Raw genomic sequence first — 18,411 nt, forward strand, 5'->3', positions numbered from 1 at the left:
AAGTATTAAGGAGTAAATAGATGACTAAACTTTTAGACGGTAAAGTTGCTTTTATTACAGGTTCTGCAAGTGGTATCGGTCTAGAGATTGCTAAGAAATTTGCTCAAGAAGGTGCCAAAGTTGTTATTTCTGATATGAATGCCGAAAAATGCCAAGAAACGGCGAACTCACTTAAAGAGCAAGGCTTTGAAGCACTATCTGCACCATGTGATGTAACTGATGAAGACGCTTATAAACAAGCAATTGAGCTTACTCAAAAGACATTTGGTACGGTTGATATCTTAATTAATAATGCTGGTTTCCAACATGTTGCGCCTATTGAAGAGTTTCCAACGGCCGTTTTTCAAAAGTTAGTTCAAGTCATGTTAACGGGGGCATTTATTGGTATTAAACATGTTTTCCCAATCATGAAAGCTCAAAAATATGGTCGTATCATTAATATGGCTTCAATTAATGGCTTGATTGGTTTCGCTGGAAAGGCAGGCTATAACAGCGCTAAACACGGCGTGATCGGTCTAACAAAAGTTGCCGCATTAGAATGTGCACGTGACGGTATTACTGTAAATGCTTTATGTCCGGGGTATGTAGATACACCATTGGTTCGTGGGCAAATTGCAGATTTGGCTAAAACCCGTAATGTAAGTTTAGACAGTGCACTTGAAGATGTAATTTTGGCAATGGTTCCTCAAAAGCGTCTGCTATCTGTTGAAGAAATCGCTGACTATGCAATTTTCCTTGCGAGTGAAAAAGCCGGTGGGGTAACAGGCCAAGCTGTCTTGATGGATGGCGGTTATACGGCCCAATAATTTAATTGTTTTATAAAAAACCGCTTTTAAATAAGCGGTTTTTTTATTCTTAAAAATTTACGATCGTCTACTGTTCAAAATAATGCTTTATCTCTACTATAACTCGTTATAAAAAAACCAATAAAATAAGTTCGTTAAAGTATAAATTTATACTTTAAAGGTATTTAACTTATTTCCATTTTTAAAATTTAATAGAGTATGAGAAAGTAATATTTACGCATGTCCTGATTAAATACTTTCAGGAAAACTCGTCAATTAAAGGGTATTAATTGGCATACAAGTTGCTTTTTTAGCAATAAGTTTTAGCTAGGTGAAAAGGATATGATATCACTCAGCCAACAGATGGAACTCAATCATTATTCACGCAAAGCTGAATTTGCGCAGAATCTGATGTCCACAATTTGTGGTGAACACCGTCTAGACACGATTTACAAAGACAATCTCGATTTCCACTATGACGGAATGCGTTTGCCTAATAAAAAAATGGCAATCGGCACAATCAGTTATGGTGCTAACGTCGCTATTAACATCTCAAATTTAAAAGCGTATAGCATTAGTTTACCTATACAGGGGCGACAAGCTCTCAACATTCGTGGTGCACATTATCAATCTGATGAAAACAGAGGCCTTATTGTTTCAAATAACGACCAGCAAGATCTGATTATCGATAAAGACTGTAGAAAATTTCAGGTGGTTATTCCTGAGCGGAGTATGCAAATTGTCCTTGCGGATCTACTCAATAAACCTATAGAAACGCCTATCATTTTTAATCCTGAAATGCACTTAGACTCTGAGCAACTGATTGGAGCGTGGTGGAAGAATATTCAGAATTTTTTACAGCTAAAATCGCAATATAGCAATTTTTATGGTTTGCAGATGTTATCTGAAGACTATGAAAATTTTGTAATTAAAGCCTTACTATTATCTCAAGAAAACAACTACTCTGAAGCTTTAAAGTCACTTTCACATCAAGATGAGCCAGCTTATATTCGTAAGGTTCGTAATTTTATTATTGAACATGCTCACGAAGAAATCTGTGCAGAAGACTTGCAGCGTCTGGCAGGGGTTTCAAAATCAAAATTGTATGACGAATTTCAACAGTACTACGGCACCAGCCCAATGTCGTATTTGAAAAAATATCGACTCCAACAAATTTACAAAATCTTGAGCACTACAGGAGCAGATAGAAAGATTTCTATTTCAAAGCTTGCCTATGACTGGGGCTTTAATCATTTAAGTCGTTTTTCTCAAGAATATCGTGAAGAGTTTGGCGAAAATCCAAGTGAGACTAAAGGCAAAATTTTCTGATATTTACTTTTTGCCATTAAAAAACTGATTTAAGTAATTAAATCAGTTTTTTATTTATTGCTTAATATTTATAGGCTTTCCTCAAACTTTAATACTTGTTTGTGTTTAGATTTTTCATAGATCACTTTCAGGCTAAGTGCAATAAATGAGATGAAAGTTGGTAAAGCGAGAATAAAGAAAATACCGCTTAAACTTAAGTTAAAGGTGAAAATGAGTGAGCCAAAGAAAGCACCTACAATTGCACCAATACGACCAATACCATGCATCCATGAAACACCAACCGCGCGGCATACCGCTGGGTAGAACATAGCTGCAAGTGGCAGTAATGAAGACTGTGCACCAGCCAGTAATGCACCAATTAAGAAGATAGTAAGGCCTAATAAGAAAATATTTGAGCTCACTAGACCAGCAACAATAAATAGGCTGAAAGCGATGAGATATGAATATTTAATCACTGTAGTTGGGTTCAGTTTATCCATGTACCATCCCATAATGGTTGCGCCAATTACACCGCCAAAAGGGAAAATCGCAGCAATTAAACTAAACTGTTGGGTACTAAAACCTGCTGTTTTTAAAATCGTTGGCATCCAGCTTGTTAAAAGATAGAACACCAAAAGACTGGTAAAACAGCAGATCCAAAGCATGCTTGAACCCCACAGATATTTTCCTAAAACCACTTTAACTGGATTTTCATCTGAAGGATTTTCTGCTTGAGCTAAAATAAGTTTTACCGGTTCTTGGAAGGAATGGCCTTGAATATTTTCTAAAATACGCTGCGCTTTATCTTGTTGATGACGTGTAATTAAGTATTGAGTTGATTCAGGTAATTTAAGTAATAAAGCAACCACTAAAATTAGGGGAATACTTCCGCCAATAATAATCACTTTGGCCCAGCCATAGCTTTCTAACAGATAAGCTGATAACACACCGCCACAAGAAATACCCAGCATAAATCCACAGCCAGCAAGCCCTGTGAGAAATGCTTTACGTTTTACAGGCATATATTCTGAGACAATGGTACTAATGTTTGGCATAGCTGCGCCTAAACCTACGCCAGTAATAAAGCGATAAATCATTAAGTCTTGAGTTGAATTAGCAAAGCCACACAAAATCGTAAATATTGAGAACAAAAGGCTTGTAAAAACAATAACACCTTTACGGCCAAATTTATCGGCTAAGGGGCCAGAAATGATTGCACCAATTGACATACCGATTAAAGCAGCACTTAAAACGGGAGCAAGTTGAGGCTTGGTAATTCCCCAATCATCCAATAATGCCGGTGCAACAAAACCAATAATTCCTGTATCTAGACCATCACAGAAAAAGACAAAAAAGCCTAGGATAAAAACTATCCACTGTAGTAGAGACAGTTTTTCACGGTTGATAATCGTGTTTGCATCTATCGTTTTCATATGTATTCCTTCTTAAAATTATTTAATTCCCTGAGTAATTCAATGTATTCGTTACAAAACCTGAGTCTTTAATTGAACTATTTTTAACCAATATTCACTATCCAATAAGTCCGAATATTCATCCATTTTTTCCAAATGAGATAAAAAACATTCATTTCATTTTTTAATTTAATCGTTTGAAATATAGGTGTTTCTTATTTTTAATTTTTCTATCCAGTTTGATTGATTTTGATAATTGCGCAGAGATTGGATAGTGCTTGCAGCTTTTGGACAGTCTAAAAAAATTTTCAGATAGAAGATAAAGCCATAACAATGTCAGGAGTTGACACTATGGCTGGTCAAACCATTCAAATTCAAACTGCATCTGGAAAGCAGTTCGGTGCATATCTAGCGACACCAGAAACAGGAAAAGGACCCGGTGTGGTGCTTTGTCAGGAAATCTTTGGGGTGAATGCAGCAATGCGGGAAAAGGCAGATTTTCTTGCAGAAGAAGGCTATACCGTTTTGGTTCCTGATTTATTTTGGCGTGTAGCACCTAATATTGAACTGGGTTACACACCAGAAGATTTTCAAAAAGCTTTTGAACTTTATCAGCAATATGACGAAAACCTCGGTGTTGAAGATATTCAAGACAGCTTAGCTTTTTTAAAGACACGACCAGAATGTGATACCTCTACAGGTCTCGGCGTGGTTGGCTATTGTTTAGGTGGAAAGCTTGCATATCTTGCAGGCTGTCGACTTTCGGAAGTGGCATGTGCCATAGGTTATTACGGTGTAGGCATTGAAAAAGCGTTAGATGAGTTAGCTAACGTAAAAGGGCGCTTGGTTTTACATATTGCTGAACTGGACCAATTTACACCGCCAGATGCGAGACAAGCGATTGTCGATGCAGCCAACCAATATTTAAATGTACAAGCCTATGTTTATGAAGGTGTTGATCATGCCTTTGCACGACCAAAAAGCAACCATTACCACAAACCTTCAGCACGCTTTGCTCACGAGCGTACAGTAACAGCTCTACATGAAACGATTGGGCCGAAATATGACCTGGTCGCACTATGGGAAGAGCATATTCGTCATGAGTTTGATACGCGTGACGTGCCTGCAACCATGGCAACGATGGTCGCGGAGCCTTATGTCAACCATATCCCAACCTTGACTGGTGGTGTAGGCCAAAGCCAGCTTGCCCGTTTTTATCAATATCACTTTGTTCATCAAAACCCAAAAGATATGAAGATTACTTCAATCTCTCGTACGGTTGGCTCAACGCAAGTGGTAGACGAGTTCATTATGAGTTTTACCCACGACGCTGAAATTGACTGGTTATTACCGGGTGTAAAACCGACTGGTAAATATGTAGAAATTCCAATGTTGGGTGTAATTCAGTTCAGAGGCTCAAAGCTGTGCCATGAGCATATTTATTGGGACCAAGCGTCGGTACTGGTTCAAATTGGTCTATTAGACCCAACGGGCTTACCCGTTGCAGGTGTCGAGACCGCACGAAAACTTCTTGATGAAGATCTTCCTTCAAATACGTTGATGCCGTCTTGGTCAAGTAGTGAAGGCAAGCCAGTCAATTAAGGAGTATCGACAATGAATATAGATTTAAAAGGAAAAGTCGCTGTGGTGAGCGGCGGTGCAACACTGATTGGTAAAGCTGTTGTACAGGCTTTGGTGAGTGCAGGTACTCATGTCGCTATCTTAGATATTGATGCCAAAGGCAAGGCAATTGCCGAAAGCTTTAACCATGATGTGATGTTTATTCAAACCGATTTAACCAGTGATGCGGCTATTCAACAAGCTGTGGCAGATATTCATCAACATTTAGGTGAAGTGAGTTACTTGGTGAATTTGGCATGTACATATTTAGATGACGGTTTTAAATCTTCACGTCAGGACTGGTTACAAGCACTCGATCTTAATTTGGTCTCTACCGTTGAGCTGAGCCGTGCTTTATACAATGACTTAAAAAAGCAGCAAGGTTCAATTGTCAATTTTACTTCTATCTCGGCCAAAGTGGCACAAACAGGACGCTGGTTATATCCAGTTTCTAAAGCCGCGATACGTCAACTCACACAAAGTATGGCAATGGATTTTGCTGCCGATGGTATTCGCGTCAATTCTGTTTCACCGGGTTGGACATGGTCACGAGTCATTGCAGAAGTCAGCGGCAATAACCGTGAAAAAGCCGATAGCGTGGCAGCCGATTATCACTTGCTAGGCCGATTGGGTCATCCCGAAGAAGTCGCCAATGTTGTTTTGTTTTTATTGTCACCCGCTGCGAGCTTTGTCACCGGAGCAGATTATGCGGTCGACGGTGGCTATTCAGTGATGGGCCCTGAAGGATCACAGCCCGCTATTCCGCGTTTAGCCGAATAGCACAGCGTTTTAAAAGCACATTTAAAAATTATGGAGAAGATTATGCGCCGTATTGCAATTGTTGGAGCAGGACAGTCTGGTTTACAGCTTGGTTTGGGTTTATTAGATACAGGCTATGACGTGACCATGATCACCAACCGAACTGCCGATGAAATCCGTCAAGGTAAAGTCATGTCAAGCCAATGTATGTTTCATACTGCTTTACAAACTGAACGTGATTTAGGTTTAAATTTTTGGGAAGAACAATGTCCAGCCGTAGAAGGCATTGGGCTAGCTTTAGTTAATCCTGAAAATGGTGGTAAAGCATTTGAATGGAGTGCTCGTCTTGAGCGCTACGCTCAATCGGTCGATCAACGCGTCAAAATGCCATATTGGATGGAAGAATTTGAACGCCGTGGCGGTCAATTGGTGATTCAGGATGTTGGAATAGAAGAGTTAGAACAACTCGCAAACGACTACGAGCTTGTATTACTCGCGGCTGGTAAAGGTGAAGTTGTTAAACAGTTTGAGCGTGATGATGCACGAAGTGTTTTCGATAAACCGCAGCGCGCTTTGGCATTGACCTACGTCAAAAACATGAAGCCAATTTCACCTTATTCACGTGTAACTTTTAACATTATTCCCGAAGTCGGTGAGTACTTTTCTTTTCCGGCACTTACCGTGAATGGGCCTTGCGACATTATGGTGTTTGAAGGTATTCCAAATGGACCAATGGACTGCTGGCAAGATGTCAAAACACCTGAACAACACCTGCAATGCAGTCTGGATTTACTCAAGAAATTTGTGCCTTGGGAATATGAACGTTGCGTAAATGTTGAGTTAACCGATGCTGGTGGATATTTAGCAGGGCGCTTCCCGCCGACCGTACGCAAACCCGTTTTAACCTTACCGTCTGGCAAGAAGATTTTTGGTATGGCAGATGCCTTAGTGGTCAATGATCCAATTACTGGTCAAGGCTCAAACAATGCGGCTAAGTGTAGCAAGATCTATTTTGATGCCATTTTAGCCAATGATAATCAAAGCTTTAGCGAACAATGGATGGTTCAAACTTTTGAACGCTATTGGGCTTATGCAGAAAAAGTCGTGGCTTGGACCAATAGCTTGCTCGTACCGCCACAACCGCATGTTGTTGAGCTATTAGCAGCTGCAAGCCAAAACCAGAGCATTGCTTCAATTATGGCCAATAACTTTGATGACCCGCGCTCTTTTGCTCCGTGGTGGTTTGATGCAAATCAAGCTCAAGCATTCTTAACTTCAAAAACCACAGCAAAAGTAGCTTAAGGGCAAAACAGTAAAGGAAGATTTAAAAATGGACACAATTGAAACTTTAGCTTTACAAGCGATTAATGCCGAAAACCCAAGAGAAATCCGTAATTTGCTTGGTCAGTTTGCAACTGGCGTTACCGTGATTACAACTCGTGGCAAAGATGGCCGGAAGATAGGTATGACAGCCAATTCATTTTCCTCACTGTCTTTAGATCCGCCATTAATTTTGTGGAGCCTTTCAAAAACGGCGCCAAGTTTGCCTGATTTTGTAGAAGCTGAATATTTTGCCATTCACATGTTGGCACAAGAGCATCATCAGCTTTCGGGGCATTTTGCTCGAGGTGCCGAAGACAAATTTGCAGGCATTGCTCATCAACAATGCAATGCTGGCGTTCCAATTTTGACTGATGCACTCGCAACCTTGGTTTGTCGCAATGTAAATCAGTATGAAGGCGGAGATCACCTGATTTTTATTGGTCAAATTGAACAATACCAACAACGCCAAGGTGAACCATTGGTATTTCACGCAGGAAAGTATCGGATTGCTGCTGAGCATCCAGAATTAGCCCATTAATTCACCACAATCACGATCAATCCGGTCGTGATTTTTTTTATAGGAAATAAGAAGATGAAAAGCACTTTAATTAAACATGGCTTTTTAGCAGGGACATTGTTGGGTGTGCCTTTGGCTGCACATGCCTATGATTTACCGACCGTAAACTTAGGTATGACCAGCTTTCTCGATGGTGGATTACCCGCAGGACCCGGTTGGTATGCTCAAACCTATTTTCAAAATTACAATAGCGATAAACTGGTCGATGCCAATGGACAAAAACTCGGTTTACCTAAAACAGATTTAAATTATCAAGTACTGGTTGAGCAGATTAGTTATTTATCGAATATCCGAGTAAAAGATAAAGCCAGTCTAGGCATAAATTTTCTGATTCCTTTTGTCAGTAAAATGGACATGGATGATGGCTTGAATAATGCGGCAATTAAAGCCCAAAGTGGCTTTGGGGACATTATGATTGGGCCTTTTATTCAGTTCGATCCAGTCATGGGCGCACAAGGACCGAAGTTTGTACATCGTTTTGAGTTTCAGGTGAATTTACCTACTGGCGAATACGACCAGCAAAAAGATATTAACCCAGGTAATAACGCCGTTTCATTTGACCCGTATTGGGCTGCCACATATTGGTTTAATCCAAAATGGACAGCTTCAACACGTATCCATTATCTCTATAACTTTAAGAATAATGACCCAAGCTATGCGTTTGCTGGAGCAAATGATATGCAGGCAGGGCAAGCAATCCATGCAAACTTTGCAACAGACTATGCCATTACCGAACAGTTCCGTTTAGGGCTCAATGGCTATTGGCTAAAACAAGTTACAGATACCGAAGTCGATGGTGAAAAAGTCAAAGGTCGACGTGAACAAGTTTGGGCAATTGGTCCCGGTGCGATGTATAGTTTTTCTAAAAATGATCACTTGGTTGCAAATGCATATTTTGAGCAAGATGCTGAAAATCGTCCAGAAGGTACGCGACTACAAGTTCGTTATATTCATCATTTCTAAGTCATAAAAAAGGCCTTTTATATCAACAAATATAAAAGGCTTTTATCTGTTTTAGTTTAAGAAAAAATTGAAGTAATTAAGCCTGAACCTTCACTGTGACCAGAACGGCGAGTAGACGAAGGTAACTCACCATAACGGCGTTTATATTCTTGAGAAAAACGACCCAAGTGAGTAAATCCCCATTTAAATGCAACGTCAGTAACCGACAGATTTTCATTATGCATGAGTTCTAAATGAGCTTGTTCAAAGCGTAATTCTTTTAAATAAGACATTGGGGTGGTCCCCAAATAGTTTTTAAAACCAGTAAATAGAGTTCTTACGCTCACGCCTGCATGTTCAGCTAAAATCTCGACATTGAGCGGCTCATGCAAATGTTCTTTAATGTAGGCTTCTGTACGCTTCACGAAATAAGGAGAAACGGTTTTTTCTTTATAATGATCAAGCTTATGTAATGCATTGTTGGGCTGACCATAAATGAGCGCATTAAATAAATTTGACTCAAACTGTTTAAAGGCTAATGGATGATGAAGCGGATGCTGTTCGCATGCTAAAGCATCCATTAAGGTTCTAACAAGCTGTAAAAAATAGGCTCCACCTTGGGTAGAAAAATCTAATTTTGGATCAAAAATAAGTAAGTTATTTTCTGAATCGGCAATGTGTTGACGGCAATGGTAAGTAAAATCATCCTTTGACACTTTTAGAATGAGCTGCGGTGAGTTCGCATGCCAGCGCATACGTAAAGATTGCTGAGGTGAAATAAGAGAAGCAACTTGAGAATAAGAAATAAACTTTTGCGAACCAAATTCGATTTCTGCATAGCCTTGAGTTGGAATTTGTATTAAGTAAAAGTTATCCAGATGATCTGGTTCAATAATGACATCTGCACCATATTCCAAGCGACTAATAGACAATGCACCTGTTTTAACATGGTGCATAGTTGCACTGAAATCTCGCTTCTGATGAGAGATTTTAAGATCATGCGGTTTAAAAATTTGGCTTACATTGCGGCAGGTTTCGCTTAAATCGTGGTGATCGAACACCAAATTATGATCAGTAAAGATAGACTCATTTTGAAAATGACGTCCATTGAGTTCGTGGGAGTTGGCTTGGTTCATATTTATCCCTTTTGGCTCACTCCTGTATTTACCTGTGTTGCAAAAGCTTTAAAACTTCGCTGTACATCAAGTAAATACGGCACTTAAAAAAATTAAGTTACGCGTAAAATACAATGAGATATAAGCAAAATACAGACCAATTTAACCGCTAATTAATATGATTTTCTCAAATTTTTAAGTCAGATTTTGTCTATCAATTTAATACATTCGAGAAATAGAATAGGGGGATATAAAAGGTGCTATAACTTAATCTCATCATGATCTTATTCCTTAAGATCTATCAAAATTTATAACAAATCCGTGCGAACTGGTCAATTTATTTTGTCGGAATTCATTATTTTATATTATTGATATATAAAAGCTTTTAATTTAAATGCAAAAATTCAATATACCCCTTATAAGAGTATATTGAATCATTTCAGGTTTAGTAGTTTTTAAGCTATTTATACTTTTAACGTGAGGTATTGCTCTGTAAAAATTTCTCGCTGTAGATACGGTAGTTTTGCAGAGCTTGCTCATCTAACCAATTTTTAACGGCTTCAATCATTGGCGGTGGGCCACATAAATACATATCAAAAGCTTGCTCGGCCAGTTGATCTTTATTTAAGTGCTCATGGATATAACCGGCTTTACCTTGCCAAGTTTCCGTTGCCTTAGTCACAATCGGGTGATAGCTAAAGTTTGGTAACTGTTCAGCATAAGCATGTAAACGCTGTTGTTCACACAAGTCGGTTTCACTATTTACGCCGTAGTACAACTGAACGGCAGGTGAGTTAGGCTGCTCAACCAAGTTATCAAGCATTCCCAAGAAAGCTGATAAACCAGTTCCACCCGCCACAAAAACCAGTGGTCGCTCTACTTCACGTAAATAGAAACTACCAAGCGGTGCTTCAATAAGTAGGCGTTGTCCAACCTGACAACGGTCACGTAAGTAATTACTCATCACACCGTCTGGTAAGAGACGAATGAGAAATTGCAATTGATTGGTCGCATTTGGTCTATTTGCAAAAGAATAAGAACGCCAGTCTTCAGTATCCGGTATTTGCAAACGAGCGTATTGACCTGGCAAAAACTGAAGTTGTTCAGCATGACTGCTCGCATCAAGATGTAAAATTGCTGTTGTTTCTGAAACCAGCTCAACCGCAGTCACTTCGGTTTCAATTTTTAAGGTATCACCAGCATTGCAAATAGCAGAATCATGATCGAAATAAAAAGCTGCATCGGATTTCACTCTTGTTTGGCAAGCTAACATTTTTCGCTCGGCCAAATCACGTTCACTTAATGCATCTTCATCGACATATTCTTGCTCATAAATGCCGGTTTCACAATGTCCCTGACAGGTACCACAAACACCTTCACGGCAGTCTAACGGCAGGTTAATTCCCTGACGAACTGCTGCATCAAGCAACAATTCGTCGTTATTTACCGAAATGAAAAAGGTTTTGCCATCGGCAAAGTTAAGTGCAACTGAATGTCCCATTTTCATTCCCCTTAAACGTGATAAAAGTCTAAAACGGAATCAATTTTGTCATTCAGCAAAATGCTGTGCTGACGACGAATACGGAAACCATCAGCGGTTTGACGTAAAAGATAAGCGGCATGTCCGTAAAAACAGCCTTCTAAACCTTGACGGTTATAAAGCGTTTGCCATGCAACTTTTGCTTCGATAAGACCATCTTCCAGTGTTTTAACTCGAATATTGTTTATGCTGTGCAAAGTACGTGGTAACGGTGTTGCAGATGCTGCTTTTCCGGTACGAATACGGAATACACGGTCTTCAAGGCCTGTACGGTCCGCATAATAGATATAAGACAAGCCCTGATTTGGATCTTGAACATAGTTATGGTCATCAATCCACTGTGGAATATGATATTCACTATCTTCATCGTAAAGCTCTAGGTAGGCATCCCAGTCATAAGCATCACAAAGCTCTGCCTTTTTGTACAAAAACTGAGATACAGCAAAATGTAGTTCTTGTGACATGGTTACACCTCATCCATTACAGCATTGTTTTCAAAAGTAATATCCTGCATTTTCAGCGCTTTTTTATTTAAGCCGTCGAGCATGAGACGTTGCCAGTGTCCATGCTGGTTTACATAGAGTCCTTCATGGGTAAATTCACGGCCAGTAATAACGGGTTGAATGCCTAAATCTTGTGAGTTTTTGGTCGCGCCATATTCCCAAGACTGACAACCACGCGAAATATCGCTCCAACGTTCCAGCCGTGCCTGAAAACCTTTTTGTTGCTCACGGAATTCAACTAAATCGTCTGGTGTACCAAGACCCGACACATTAAAGAAATCTTCAAACTGGCGAATACGGTTACGGCGTGCTTCTGCAGATTCACCTTTAACGCCAATACATTGGCTGATGACTTCGGTTTTATTCCATGCCACAGGACGAACAATACGAAGTTGTGAGCTAATCTGGTCCATAAAAAATAGGCTAGGGTACAAGTTCAAGTTTCTTAAACGATGCATTGCCCATTCAGCATATTTTTCGCCATATTTTTCGACCATATATGGCATAACCGTGCTGTAGCCCGGACGAACTGTTGGGTTTGGCATGTCACTAAATAAAACACTATGACCATTTTTGAAACTAAACCAGCCATCGTCAGTTTCTGAGTCACCGGCACCCAACTTGCTATAGTCAAGTGTATCGAGTTCTTCACCTTTTGAGGCATTGACTTGTTGACGGTGTTGGACTGTAGAGACGTAGTTATAATGAACGGTACTTACATGGTAGCCATCTAAGCCATTTTCATTTTGTAGTTTCCAGTTACCTGCAAAGGTATAAGATGACTTGCCTTGAAGTACTTCGAGTTCACCTGTTGGCGACTGGTTAACCATTAAATCAAGGAACAGTTTTGCATCGCCCAAAAAGTCTTCTAGTGAATCTGTTGCTTGAGTATCAAGGCTTACAAATACAAATCCACGATAGCTGGCAATACGGCCTTGTTTTAAACCACGGCTTGATTTATCAAAATCTTCACAGTACTCACTAGGCGCTTTTACCTTAACCAAGCGACCATCTGACTTATAACACCAAGCATGAAATGGGCAGGTAAATGTAGATTGATTCCCTTTAGCAACGCGTGTTAAGGTCGCACCGCGGTGTTCACAAGCATTAACCATGGCATGTAGTTCGCCTTTACCATCACGGCTTACAATAATCGGTTGGCGGCCAATTTGAACGGTTAGGAAATCATGATTGTTTGGAATTTCACTTTCATGACATGCGTAAATCCAAACTTTTTCAAAAATAAGTTCCATTTCCAAGTCAAATAGTTCTGGCTCGGTAAACATGTCACGTGCAATACGAAACACACCATCGTTAGGACGGAAGTCGATACATCCATCTATAAAATCATTCCATTGTTTTAAATTAGATGAGGTCATTTACTCAATCCTCCAATCAATCAGCTTTTAACTGATTGAACCGCGATTAAGCATTGCTCTCTATCCGTTTTTTCCAGATCTTTATCCACTTTGTGCAGTTTTGATTTTTTAATCGAATTCTTTTGAAGAAAGAGTAGAAATTTAAATTTGTATGTGTTTTAACCTATTAAAGTTCCCTATAATGTTAAGCAGCATAAAAATGAAACTTTGTGAACTAAGTCTATGAAAGAAAAAAATTTAAAATTACAAATTAGAATTCTTTTAGAGCAAAATATTGCATTTGGTCCGGGTAAGGCAGACTTACTTGAAGCAATTGAGAGAACGGGTTCAATCTCACAGGCAGCAAAATCTATGAATATGAGCTACCGCCGTGCATGGCAGTTGGTCGACACCATGAATCAATGCTTTGAAACAGCTTTAGTGGAAACACAAACGGGTGGAACACATGGTGGTGGGGCAGCCGTCACAGCTTTGGGCCACAAAGTCTTAAAGCATTACCGCCAAATGGAAATCAATGCTCGACAAGCCTTAGAACATGATTATCAAATTATGAGTAGCTATTTAAAGAAATAAGATTAGGAATGCTTTATAAATCAAAGAATTTAAGCGCAAATCAGTTTTATCTACTAATAGTTTCCAATTGCTCAGAAAAAATATCCATCTTTATAGATAATTTCTACTTTTCATCGTCTATGCTTATCGCTATATTCTTGAGTATATATCGCTGCAAAAAACGACAAAAAAGGTAAAACATAATGGTAAGTAATACAAAGATAAAAAAATTAGCTTTAGCTTGTTCAGTCCTCAGCATAGGAGGGATCTTTAATGTTCCAGCCAAGGCTGAATCGGTTACCGTTTATGCAGCAGCGAGCTTAACGAATGCGATTGCAGATTTAGAAAAAATTTACGAAAAACAGAATAAAGTAGAAGTTAAGACTTCATATGCAGGCTCATCGACCTTAGCTAAGCAAATTGACGCAGGTGCGCCAGCAGATATTTTTATTTCAGCAGATACACAGTGGATGGATTATCTACAAAACAAAAAACAAGTTGCAGCAAATGACCGTATAAATTTATTAGGTAACCGTTTGGTTTTAATTACACCTAAAGGACGACCATTAAATATAAAATTAGATAAAACCACTGATCCCAATAAAGTCTTTACTGGAAAGATTTGTACAGGAGATACCAAAAGTGTACCTGTAGGCAAATATGCTAAACAAGCTTTTACTAATCTAGGTTGGTGGAGCCGTATTGAGCCGAAGTTAGTTGAAACAGAAGATGTTCGAGCGGCATTAAATTTTGTTGCGCGTGGTGAATGTCAGGTGGGTATTGTCTATGCAACCGATGCAGCGATTAGTAAAGATGTAACAGTAGTTGGTGTATTTCCAGAAAATACGCATTCGCCAATTACTTATCCTGTAGGAATGGTTAAAAAGAATCCAAACTCAACAAAGTTCTATCAATTTTTACAAAGCAACCAAGCCAAAGCTGTCTTTAAAAAATATGGCTTTAGTGTGCTCACCCCAGATAAACCATGATGTTCTCTTTAACCCCAGAAGAACTCAGCGTGCTGCAACTTTCTTGTAAGGTTGCAGCAAGTTGTCTTGTTGTCAGTATTATTCCTGCAATTTGTGTGGGATGGTTTTTGGCGCGTAAAGAGTTTTGGGGTAAGTCATTCATTGAAACATTGGTGTTTTTACCTTTAGTACTTCCGCCAGTGGTGCCTGGTTATTTGCTATTACAGGTATTTGGGAGCCGTGGAATTATTGGGCAATATTTAGCTCCACTCGGAATTGATTTTGCATTTAACTGGAAAGGCGCCGTTCTTGCTTCCGCAGTAATGGGTTTTCCGCTGTTGGTACAATCTATTCGACTAGCAATTGAACTGGTCGATCAGCGTTTAGAAATGGCAGCAAAGACATTAGGTGCCTCATCTTTAGGGGCATTTTTTCATGTCACATTGCCACTTGCCAGCAGTGGCATTTTAATTGGCGCTATTTTGTGCTTTTGCCGCAGTTTAGGTGAGTTTGGAGCCACTATTACTTTTGTAGGTAATATTTCAAATGAAACACGTACTTTGCCTTTGGCCATGTATAGCTTAATGCAACAACCCGATACCGAGGCCGCTATTCAACGGCTTATTGTTTTATCGTTAAGCGTGGCTTTTTTAGCGCTATGGTTTGCACAGTGGTTTCATCGTTATCAAAAGAAGCGCTTAGGGCGGTAAGATTATGTTGATTGATTGCCGTTTCCAGCTACACATGGGTCAATTTCATATTGAGCCTAGTTTCCAGTCCGATGCTTCTGTTATTGGGCTATTTGGTGCATCCGGTTCAGGTAAAACGTCCATTTTACATGCCATTGCAGGGCTGAACACTCCGCGTAGTGGGCTCATTAAAATACAGGACCAAACATGGTTTGATTCAGATCAAAAAATTAACTTGAGCACGCAAAAGCGGCATGTTGGATTGGTTTTTCAAGATGCTCAGCTTTTTCCGCATAAAACGGTAAAGCAAAATTTATTATTTGGTCTTAAGCATCTTTCCCAACAAGAACGTCACTTTGAAGCAGATTACATTATTGAGTTATTAAAGTTAGACCACTTATTACAACGTATGCCTATCAAACTCTCAGGAGGGGAAAAACAGCGCGTGGCACTGGGTCGAGCATTGTTATATTCACCTAAGCTGTTACTACTTGATGAACCTTTATCCGCACTAGATGCGAATCATAAAGCTGAAATTATTCCTTTTTTTCAGAAAGTAAAACAAGAAATAAAAATTCCGATGATTTATGTGAGTCATGATATTCAAGAAATTAAACAACTGACCGAAACAATGTGGATTTTATAATTTTTCATATTTCACACATTATTTCAGCCATGTTGATTTATGGTTGTTAGCTAGCCCATAAACTGCCCGTTGGAGCAGATTTTCGGCGATCTTGGGCTTGTTGATAAAAACGCCAGAAAGCGAACGCAAAAATGACAGCTAAGAAATCAACTACTAAGATTTCTCCGCCATGTACCCATAAGCCACTTTGGGGAATGAAGTAGGCTAAAAGAGATGTAAGTGGAATCGCAAATAACACAAAAACCAAGGTTAAGAGCAGTTGTGGTAAAGCTTTTGCGTAGCCAATCACAAAGGTATAAATCAAAGTCAGTAGGAAAATCGCATAATAACCATACATGAAGAGGTGATTTATACTTTCAATGTTGAGTGTAGCGAAAAGCCAACGACTAGCTAACATTGTGCCTACGACAGCTAGAACACACCCTAAACATGCACCTATAGTTAAGTTCGCGAGGAACACCACATCTTTACGTTGAACAGGAACAGAATCTTCAGCACGCTTTTGTTTACGTGCACGAGTTTCAACCCAAAGAATGTTCCCTGTGTAAAACAAGAAAGCGCCACCGACACCTAACACAAAATAAATCCAACGTACGCCCGTACCCCCAAAACTTCCAAAATGTAGGCTAAACATGGCATTGATTAACTTATTACCTCCGTCAGTCTGAGTATTAATACCTTTATGGTTAAAGTGCTCAACTGCATAGGGGTTCATACGCATAAAGTCTTGATTTGCGCCGCGTAACATCTGATCGGGGCTATACAAGGCTATACGTGCATTGGCTTTTTCAGGTTTATCGAGGTTACTGAACTGGATATAGTCAACTGAATATTCAGGTGCTACTTTTTTTGTTTGAGCTAATATTTGCTGCACATTTATTTGTGTTTGTTTAGGTTGAATAAGCGCAGGGGGAGAACGCTGAAAAACTGGCTGTCCTTTGAGTGCCAGCTCACCAATCGCATCGTAAAAAAAGTCATGAAAAGCAAAGACAATAATGCTAATGCTAATAATGATGTGAAAAGGTAAGCTCGTAATTCCAATCACGTTATGCGCATCTAACCAAAAACGCTTTTTATTTTTACCAGGACGGATGACAAAGTAATCCTTTACCAAAGTTGGTAAAAGAATAATCACTCCTGAAAGTAAAGCAAGAAAATATAAAATCGAAACCACGCCCATCACGTAAAGTCCTAATCCGTGATGACCTGCCATGCCGGGTATGCCTGCTGTTTCATGCAACTGTTCGATTAGCCAACCTGCTTTAGATAAGTTTTCCTGAGCAACGATTAACTGACCTTTATTGTCTAAGCTTGCCATCCACGTAGACTGAGCAGCATTAAAGCCATCTCCACGTTCATGCTCACTCCACGTAATAGGCGCGTAGTGAAATTCATTAGACGCTAAGTTTAGTGTGAAGTTCTTTTGTGCAGCAGGATAGGTAGCCTGAACTTTTTGAATAAGCTCATTATATTGGTTGGGTGAAACTTTAGGTAAAACTTGCTGCGTTGGCGTAGCCCACTTACTAATGTGGTGCTGAAACATGCTAAGCCCACCAGCAAAGAAACAGATAAAAAGCAAAATCCCTGCACATACACCCACCCAAGTATGCATGCTTTTTGCTAATTTCATAATGTCTGAACGTACTTTCATGTTTAACCCCGCAATACGAAAATACAGCTATACGCTAGGGCATTCGCAATGGATAAATAGATCAGTGCTTTTTGTCCGGTCGTAAAAAAATAACTGGCAAACATAATAGGCATCCAAACCCAAGGCACACTCCACATTCCCAATTGCACTAATAAATCCATGGCAACATAAGGACGACCTAATAGAACTACTAAATTGCCAATCGCGATAGAAAGACTTAGTCCTAAAACCCCGCCAGCAAAAGTTTTACCCCACCAGTCTGGCTGGATAGGAGACTGAATTTTAGCTTTCATGAAACCAATTTCCGTTTAAAAAGCGCTATAAAGGGAAGAAACGACCATGCAAAAATGATGAGCATGAACCAGCAGAAAGCAGCAACAACTTTTGGTAAGCTCGCAAAGAGTGCAATCAATCCAACACTCAACAGTACTAGACCCAAATACTTAAATAGAGCTGGAAGATGGTGAGACAACAGATTTTGATTGCTATGACTACAATAGATACTGACCGCTCCTAACAGGGTCAAAAAAAGTCCTATAAGTTTCATAATCGATGTTTATAAGTAAATTAAAGTCAAAATTTACCCAACAGTATAAGTAAATAATAATTATTATCAAATGATAAGTATAATTATTTATTAAA

The 18,411-nt window shown here is 39.4% G+C and carries 18 protein-coding genes; 11 read left to right on the plus strand and 7 right to left on the minus strand.

Annotated elements, in window-relative coordinates:
- Positions 1 to 20 precede the first annotated feature (20 nt).
- Positions 21 to 806, plus strand: coding sequence for a 3-hydroxybutyrate dehydrogenase (locus MKL35_RS07115; protein WP_270913212.1), 786 nt, complete (start codon positions 21 to 23; stop codon positions 804 to 806).
- A gap of 321 nt (positions 807 to 1,127) precedes the next feature.
- The gene (locus tag MKL35_RS07120; RefSeq protein WP_022574581.1) at positions 1,128 to 2,114 is read left to right on the plus strand and encodes an AraC family transcriptional regulator; all 987 of its coding nucleotides are present in this window, start codon (positions 1,128 to 1,130) and stop codon (positions 2,112 to 2,114) included.
- Between the two features lie 68 nt (positions 2,115 to 2,182).
- Here MKL35_RS07120 and MKL35_RS07125 read toward each other — a convergent pair whose 3' ends face one another.
- Entirely contained in the window at positions 2,183 to 3,526 is a 1,344-nt protein-coding gene (locus MKL35_RS07125) for an MFS transporter (protein WP_032010349.1), read from the minus strand.
- Between the two features lie 330 nt (positions 3,527 to 3,856).
- Between MKL35_RS07125 and MKL35_RS07130 the strand changes: the two genes are divergently transcribed.
- The 5 genes from MKL35_RS07130 to MKL35_RS07150 are packed head-to-tail and all read left to right on the plus strand — an operon-like array spanning position 3,857 to position 8,747.
- Positions 3,857 to 5,107, plus strand: a complete 1,251-nt coding sequence (locus MKL35_RS07130) for a dienelactone hydrolase family protein (protein WP_032010350.1) — start codon at positions 3,857 to 3,859, stop codon at positions 5,105 to 5,107.
- Between the two features lie 12 nt (positions 5,108 to 5,119).
- Complete coding sequence (locus tag MKL35_RS07135; protein ID WP_032010353.1) at positions 5,120 to 5,905, plus strand: SDR family oxidoreductase; 786 nt, start codon at positions 5,120 to 5,122, stop codon at positions 5,903 to 5,905.
- Positions 5,906 to 5,947: 42 nt separating this feature from the next.
- Positions 5,948 to 7,186 (plus strand): styrene monooxygenase/indole monooxygenase family protein, encoded by a 1,239-nt coding sequence (locus MKL35_RS07140; RefSeq protein WP_032010355.1) that lies wholly within the window; start codon positions 5,948 to 5,950, stop codon positions 7,184 to 7,186.
- A 28-nt stretch (positions 7,187 to 7,214) separates the two neighbouring features.
- On the plus strand, positions 7,215 to 7,745 hold the full coding sequence (locus MKL35_RS07145; protein WP_000379652.1) for a flavin reductase family protein: 531 nt from the start codon (positions 7,215 to 7,217) through the stop codon (positions 7,743 to 7,745).
- A gap of 54 nt (positions 7,746 to 7,799) precedes the next feature.
- A complete protein-coding gene (locus tag MKL35_RS07150) occupies positions 7,800 to 8,747 on the plus strand; it encodes a SphA family protein (RefSeq protein ID WP_032010356.1) in 948 nt (315 codons plus the stop codon).
- 56 nt (positions 8,748 to 8,803) lie between these two features.
- Here the strand turns inward: MKL35_RS07150 and MKL35_RS07155 are convergent, their stop codons facing one another.
- The 4 genes from MKL35_RS07155 to antA all read right to left on the minus strand — a co-directional run bounded on the left by MKL35_RS07155 (position 8,804) and on the right by antA (position 13,263).
- On the minus strand, positions 8,804 to 9,862 hold the full coding sequence (locus MKL35_RS07155; RefSeq protein ID WP_106479364.1) for an AraC family transcriptional regulator: 1,059 nt from the start codon (positions 9,860 to 9,862) through the stop codon (positions 8,804 to 8,806).
- 451 nt (positions 9,863 to 10,313) lie between these two features.
- Positions 10,314 to 11,348 carry an anthranilate 1,2-dioxygenase electron transfer component AntC gene (antC, locus tag MKL35_RS07160; protein ID WP_209796226.1) on the minus strand — a complete coding sequence of 345 codons (1,035 nt, stop codon included), beginning with the start codon at positions 11,346 to 11,348 and terminating at the stop codon, positions 10,314 to 10,316.
- A 5-nt stretch (positions 11,349 to 11,353) separates the two neighbouring features.
- Complete coding sequence (antB, locus tag MKL35_RS07165) at positions 11,354 to 11,845, minus strand: anthranilate 1,2-dioxygenase small subunit (protein ID WP_032010360.1); 492 nt, start codon at positions 11,843 to 11,845, stop codon at positions 11,354 to 11,356.
- A 2-nt stretch (positions 11,846 to 11,847) separates the two neighbouring features.
- Positions 11,848 to 13,263 (minus strand): anthranilate 1,2-dioxygenase large subunit, encoded by a 1,416-nt coding sequence (antA, locus tag MKL35_RS07170; protein WP_000204407.1) that lies wholly within the window; start codon positions 13,261 to 13,263, stop codon positions 11,848 to 11,850.
- Positions 13,264 to 13,485: 222 nt separating this feature from the next.
- Between antA and MKL35_RS07175 the strand changes: the two genes are divergently transcribed.
- From MKL35_RS07175 to MKL35_RS07190, 4 genes are all read left to right on the plus strand, one after another.
- Complete coding sequence (locus MKL35_RS07175; RefSeq protein ID WP_032010361.1) at positions 13,486 to 13,836, plus strand: winged helix-turn-helix domain-containing protein; 351 nt, start codon at positions 13,486 to 13,488, stop codon at positions 13,834 to 13,836.
- A gap of 182 nt (positions 13,837 to 14,018) precedes the next feature.
- Positions 14,019 to 14,804, plus strand: a complete 786-nt coding sequence (gene modA / locus MKL35_RS07180) for a molybdate ABC transporter substrate-binding protein (protein WP_032010362.1) — start codon at positions 14,019 to 14,021, stop codon at positions 14,802 to 14,804.
- Positions 14,801 to 15,493, plus strand: coding sequence for a molybdate ABC transporter permease subunit (gene modB / locus MKL35_RS07185; protein ID WP_000971585.1), 693 nt, complete (start codon positions 14,801 to 14,803; stop codon positions 15,491 to 15,493). Before modA ends, modB begins: the two co-directional genes overlap by 4 nt.
- Positions 15,494 to 15,497: 4 nt before the next feature.
- Positions 15,498 to 16,118: an ATP-binding cassette domain-containing protein gene (locus MKL35_RS07190; protein ID WP_032010363.1), complete on the plus strand. Its 621-nt coding sequence runs from the start codon at positions 15,498 to 15,500 to the stop codon at positions 16,116 to 16,118.
- Between the two features lie 46 nt (positions 16,119 to 16,164).
- Here MKL35_RS07190 and MKL35_RS07195 read toward each other — a convergent pair whose 3' ends face one another.
- Positions 16,165 to 17,769 carry a PepSY-associated TM helix domain-containing protein gene (locus tag MKL35_RS07195; RefSeq protein ID WP_032010365.1) on the minus strand — a complete coding sequence of 535 codons (1,605 nt, stop codon included), beginning with the start codon at positions 17,767 to 17,769 and terminating at the stop codon, positions 16,165 to 16,167.
- Positions 17,770 to 17,771: 2 nt separating this feature from the next.
- Positions 17,772 to 18,062: a hypothetical protein gene (locus MKL35_RS07200; protein WP_032010373.1), complete on the minus strand. Its 291-nt coding sequence runs from the start codon at positions 18,060 to 18,062 to the stop codon at positions 17,772 to 17,774.
- Positions 18,063 to 18,411: the final 349 nt, after the last annotated feature.

This window comes from Acinetobacter sp. AOR41_HL (genome assembly GCF_027854645.1).
Taxonomy (GTDB): domain Bacteria; phylum Pseudomonadota; class Gammaproteobacteria; order Pseudomonadales; family Moraxellaceae; genus Acinetobacter; species Acinetobacter nosocomialis.

What these genes read in the sequence shown, in the direction of transcription:
- modB (WP_000971585.1), top strand. Translation starts at nt 14,801, where the DNA reads ATGATGTTCTCTTTAACCCCAGAAGAACTCAGCGTGCTGCAACTTTCT.
- MKL35_RS07125 (WP_032010349.1), bottom strand. Translation starts at nt 3,526, where the DNA reads ATGAAAACGATAGATGCAAACACGATTATCAACCGTGAAAAACTGTCT.
- antA (WP_000204407.1), bottom strand. Translation starts at nt 13,263, where the DNA reads ATGACCTCATCTAATTTAAAACAATGGAATGATTTTATAGATGGATGT.
- MKL35_RS07195 (WP_032010365.1), bottom strand. Translation starts at nt 17,769, where the DNA reads ATGAAAGTACGTTCAGACATTATGAAATTAGCAAAAAGCATGCATACT.
- MKL35_RS07130 (WP_032010350.1), top strand. Translation starts at nt 3,857, where the DNA reads ATGGCTGGTCAAACCATTCAAATTCAAACTGCATCTGGAAAGCAGTTC.
- MKL35_RS07145 (WP_000379652.1), top strand. Translation starts at nt 7,215, where the DNA reads ATGGACACAATTGAAACTTTAGCTTTACAAGCGATTAATGCCGAAAAC.
- MKL35_RS07155 (WP_106479364.1), bottom strand. Translation starts at nt 9,862, where the DNA reads ATGAACCAAGCCAACTCCCACGAACTCAATGGACGTCATTTTCAAAAT.
- MKL35_RS07200 (WP_032010373.1), bottom strand. Translation starts at nt 18,062, where the DNA reads ATGAAAGCTAAAATTCAGTCTCCTATCCAGCCAGACTGGTGGGGTAAA.
- MKL35_RS07190 (WP_032010363.1), top strand. Translation starts at nt 15,498, where the DNA reads ATGTTGATTGATTGCCGTTTCCAGCTACACATGGGTCAATTTCATATT.
- MKL35_RS07120 (WP_022574581.1), top strand. Translation starts at nt 1,128, where the DNA reads ATGATATCACTCAGCCAACAGATGGAACTCAATCATTATTCACGCAAA.
- modA (WP_032010362.1), top strand. Translation starts at nt 14,019, where the DNA reads ATGGTAAGTAATACAAAGATAAAAAAATTAGCTTTAGCTTGTTCAGTC.
- MKL35_RS07135 (WP_032010353.1), top strand. Translation starts at nt 5,120, where the DNA reads ATGAATATAGATTTAAAAGGAAAAGTCGCTGTGGTGAGCGGCGGTGCA.
- antC (WP_209796226.1), bottom strand. Translation starts at nt 11,348, where the DNA reads ATGAAAATGGGACATTCAGTTGCACTTAACTTTGCCGATGGCAAAACC.
- MKL35_RS07115 (WP_270913212.1), top strand. Translation starts at nt 21, where the DNA reads ATGACTAAACTTTTAGACGGTAAAGTTGCTTTTATTACAGGTTCTGCA.
- MKL35_RS07140 (WP_032010355.1), top strand. Translation starts at nt 5,948, where the DNA reads ATGCGCCGTATTGCAATTGTTGGAGCAGGACAGTCTGGTTTACAGCTT.
- antB (WP_032010360.1), bottom strand. Translation starts at nt 11,845, where the DNA reads ATGTCACAAGAACTACATTTTGCTGTATCTCAGTTTTTGTACAAAAAG.
- MKL35_RS07175 (WP_032010361.1), top strand. Translation starts at nt 13,486, where the DNA reads ATGAAAGAAAAAAATTTAAAATTACAAATTAGAATTCTTTTAGAGCAA.
- MKL35_RS07150 (WP_032010356.1), top strand. Translation starts at nt 7,800, where the DNA reads ATGAAAAGCACTTTAATTAAACATGGCTTTTTAGCAGGGACATTGTTG.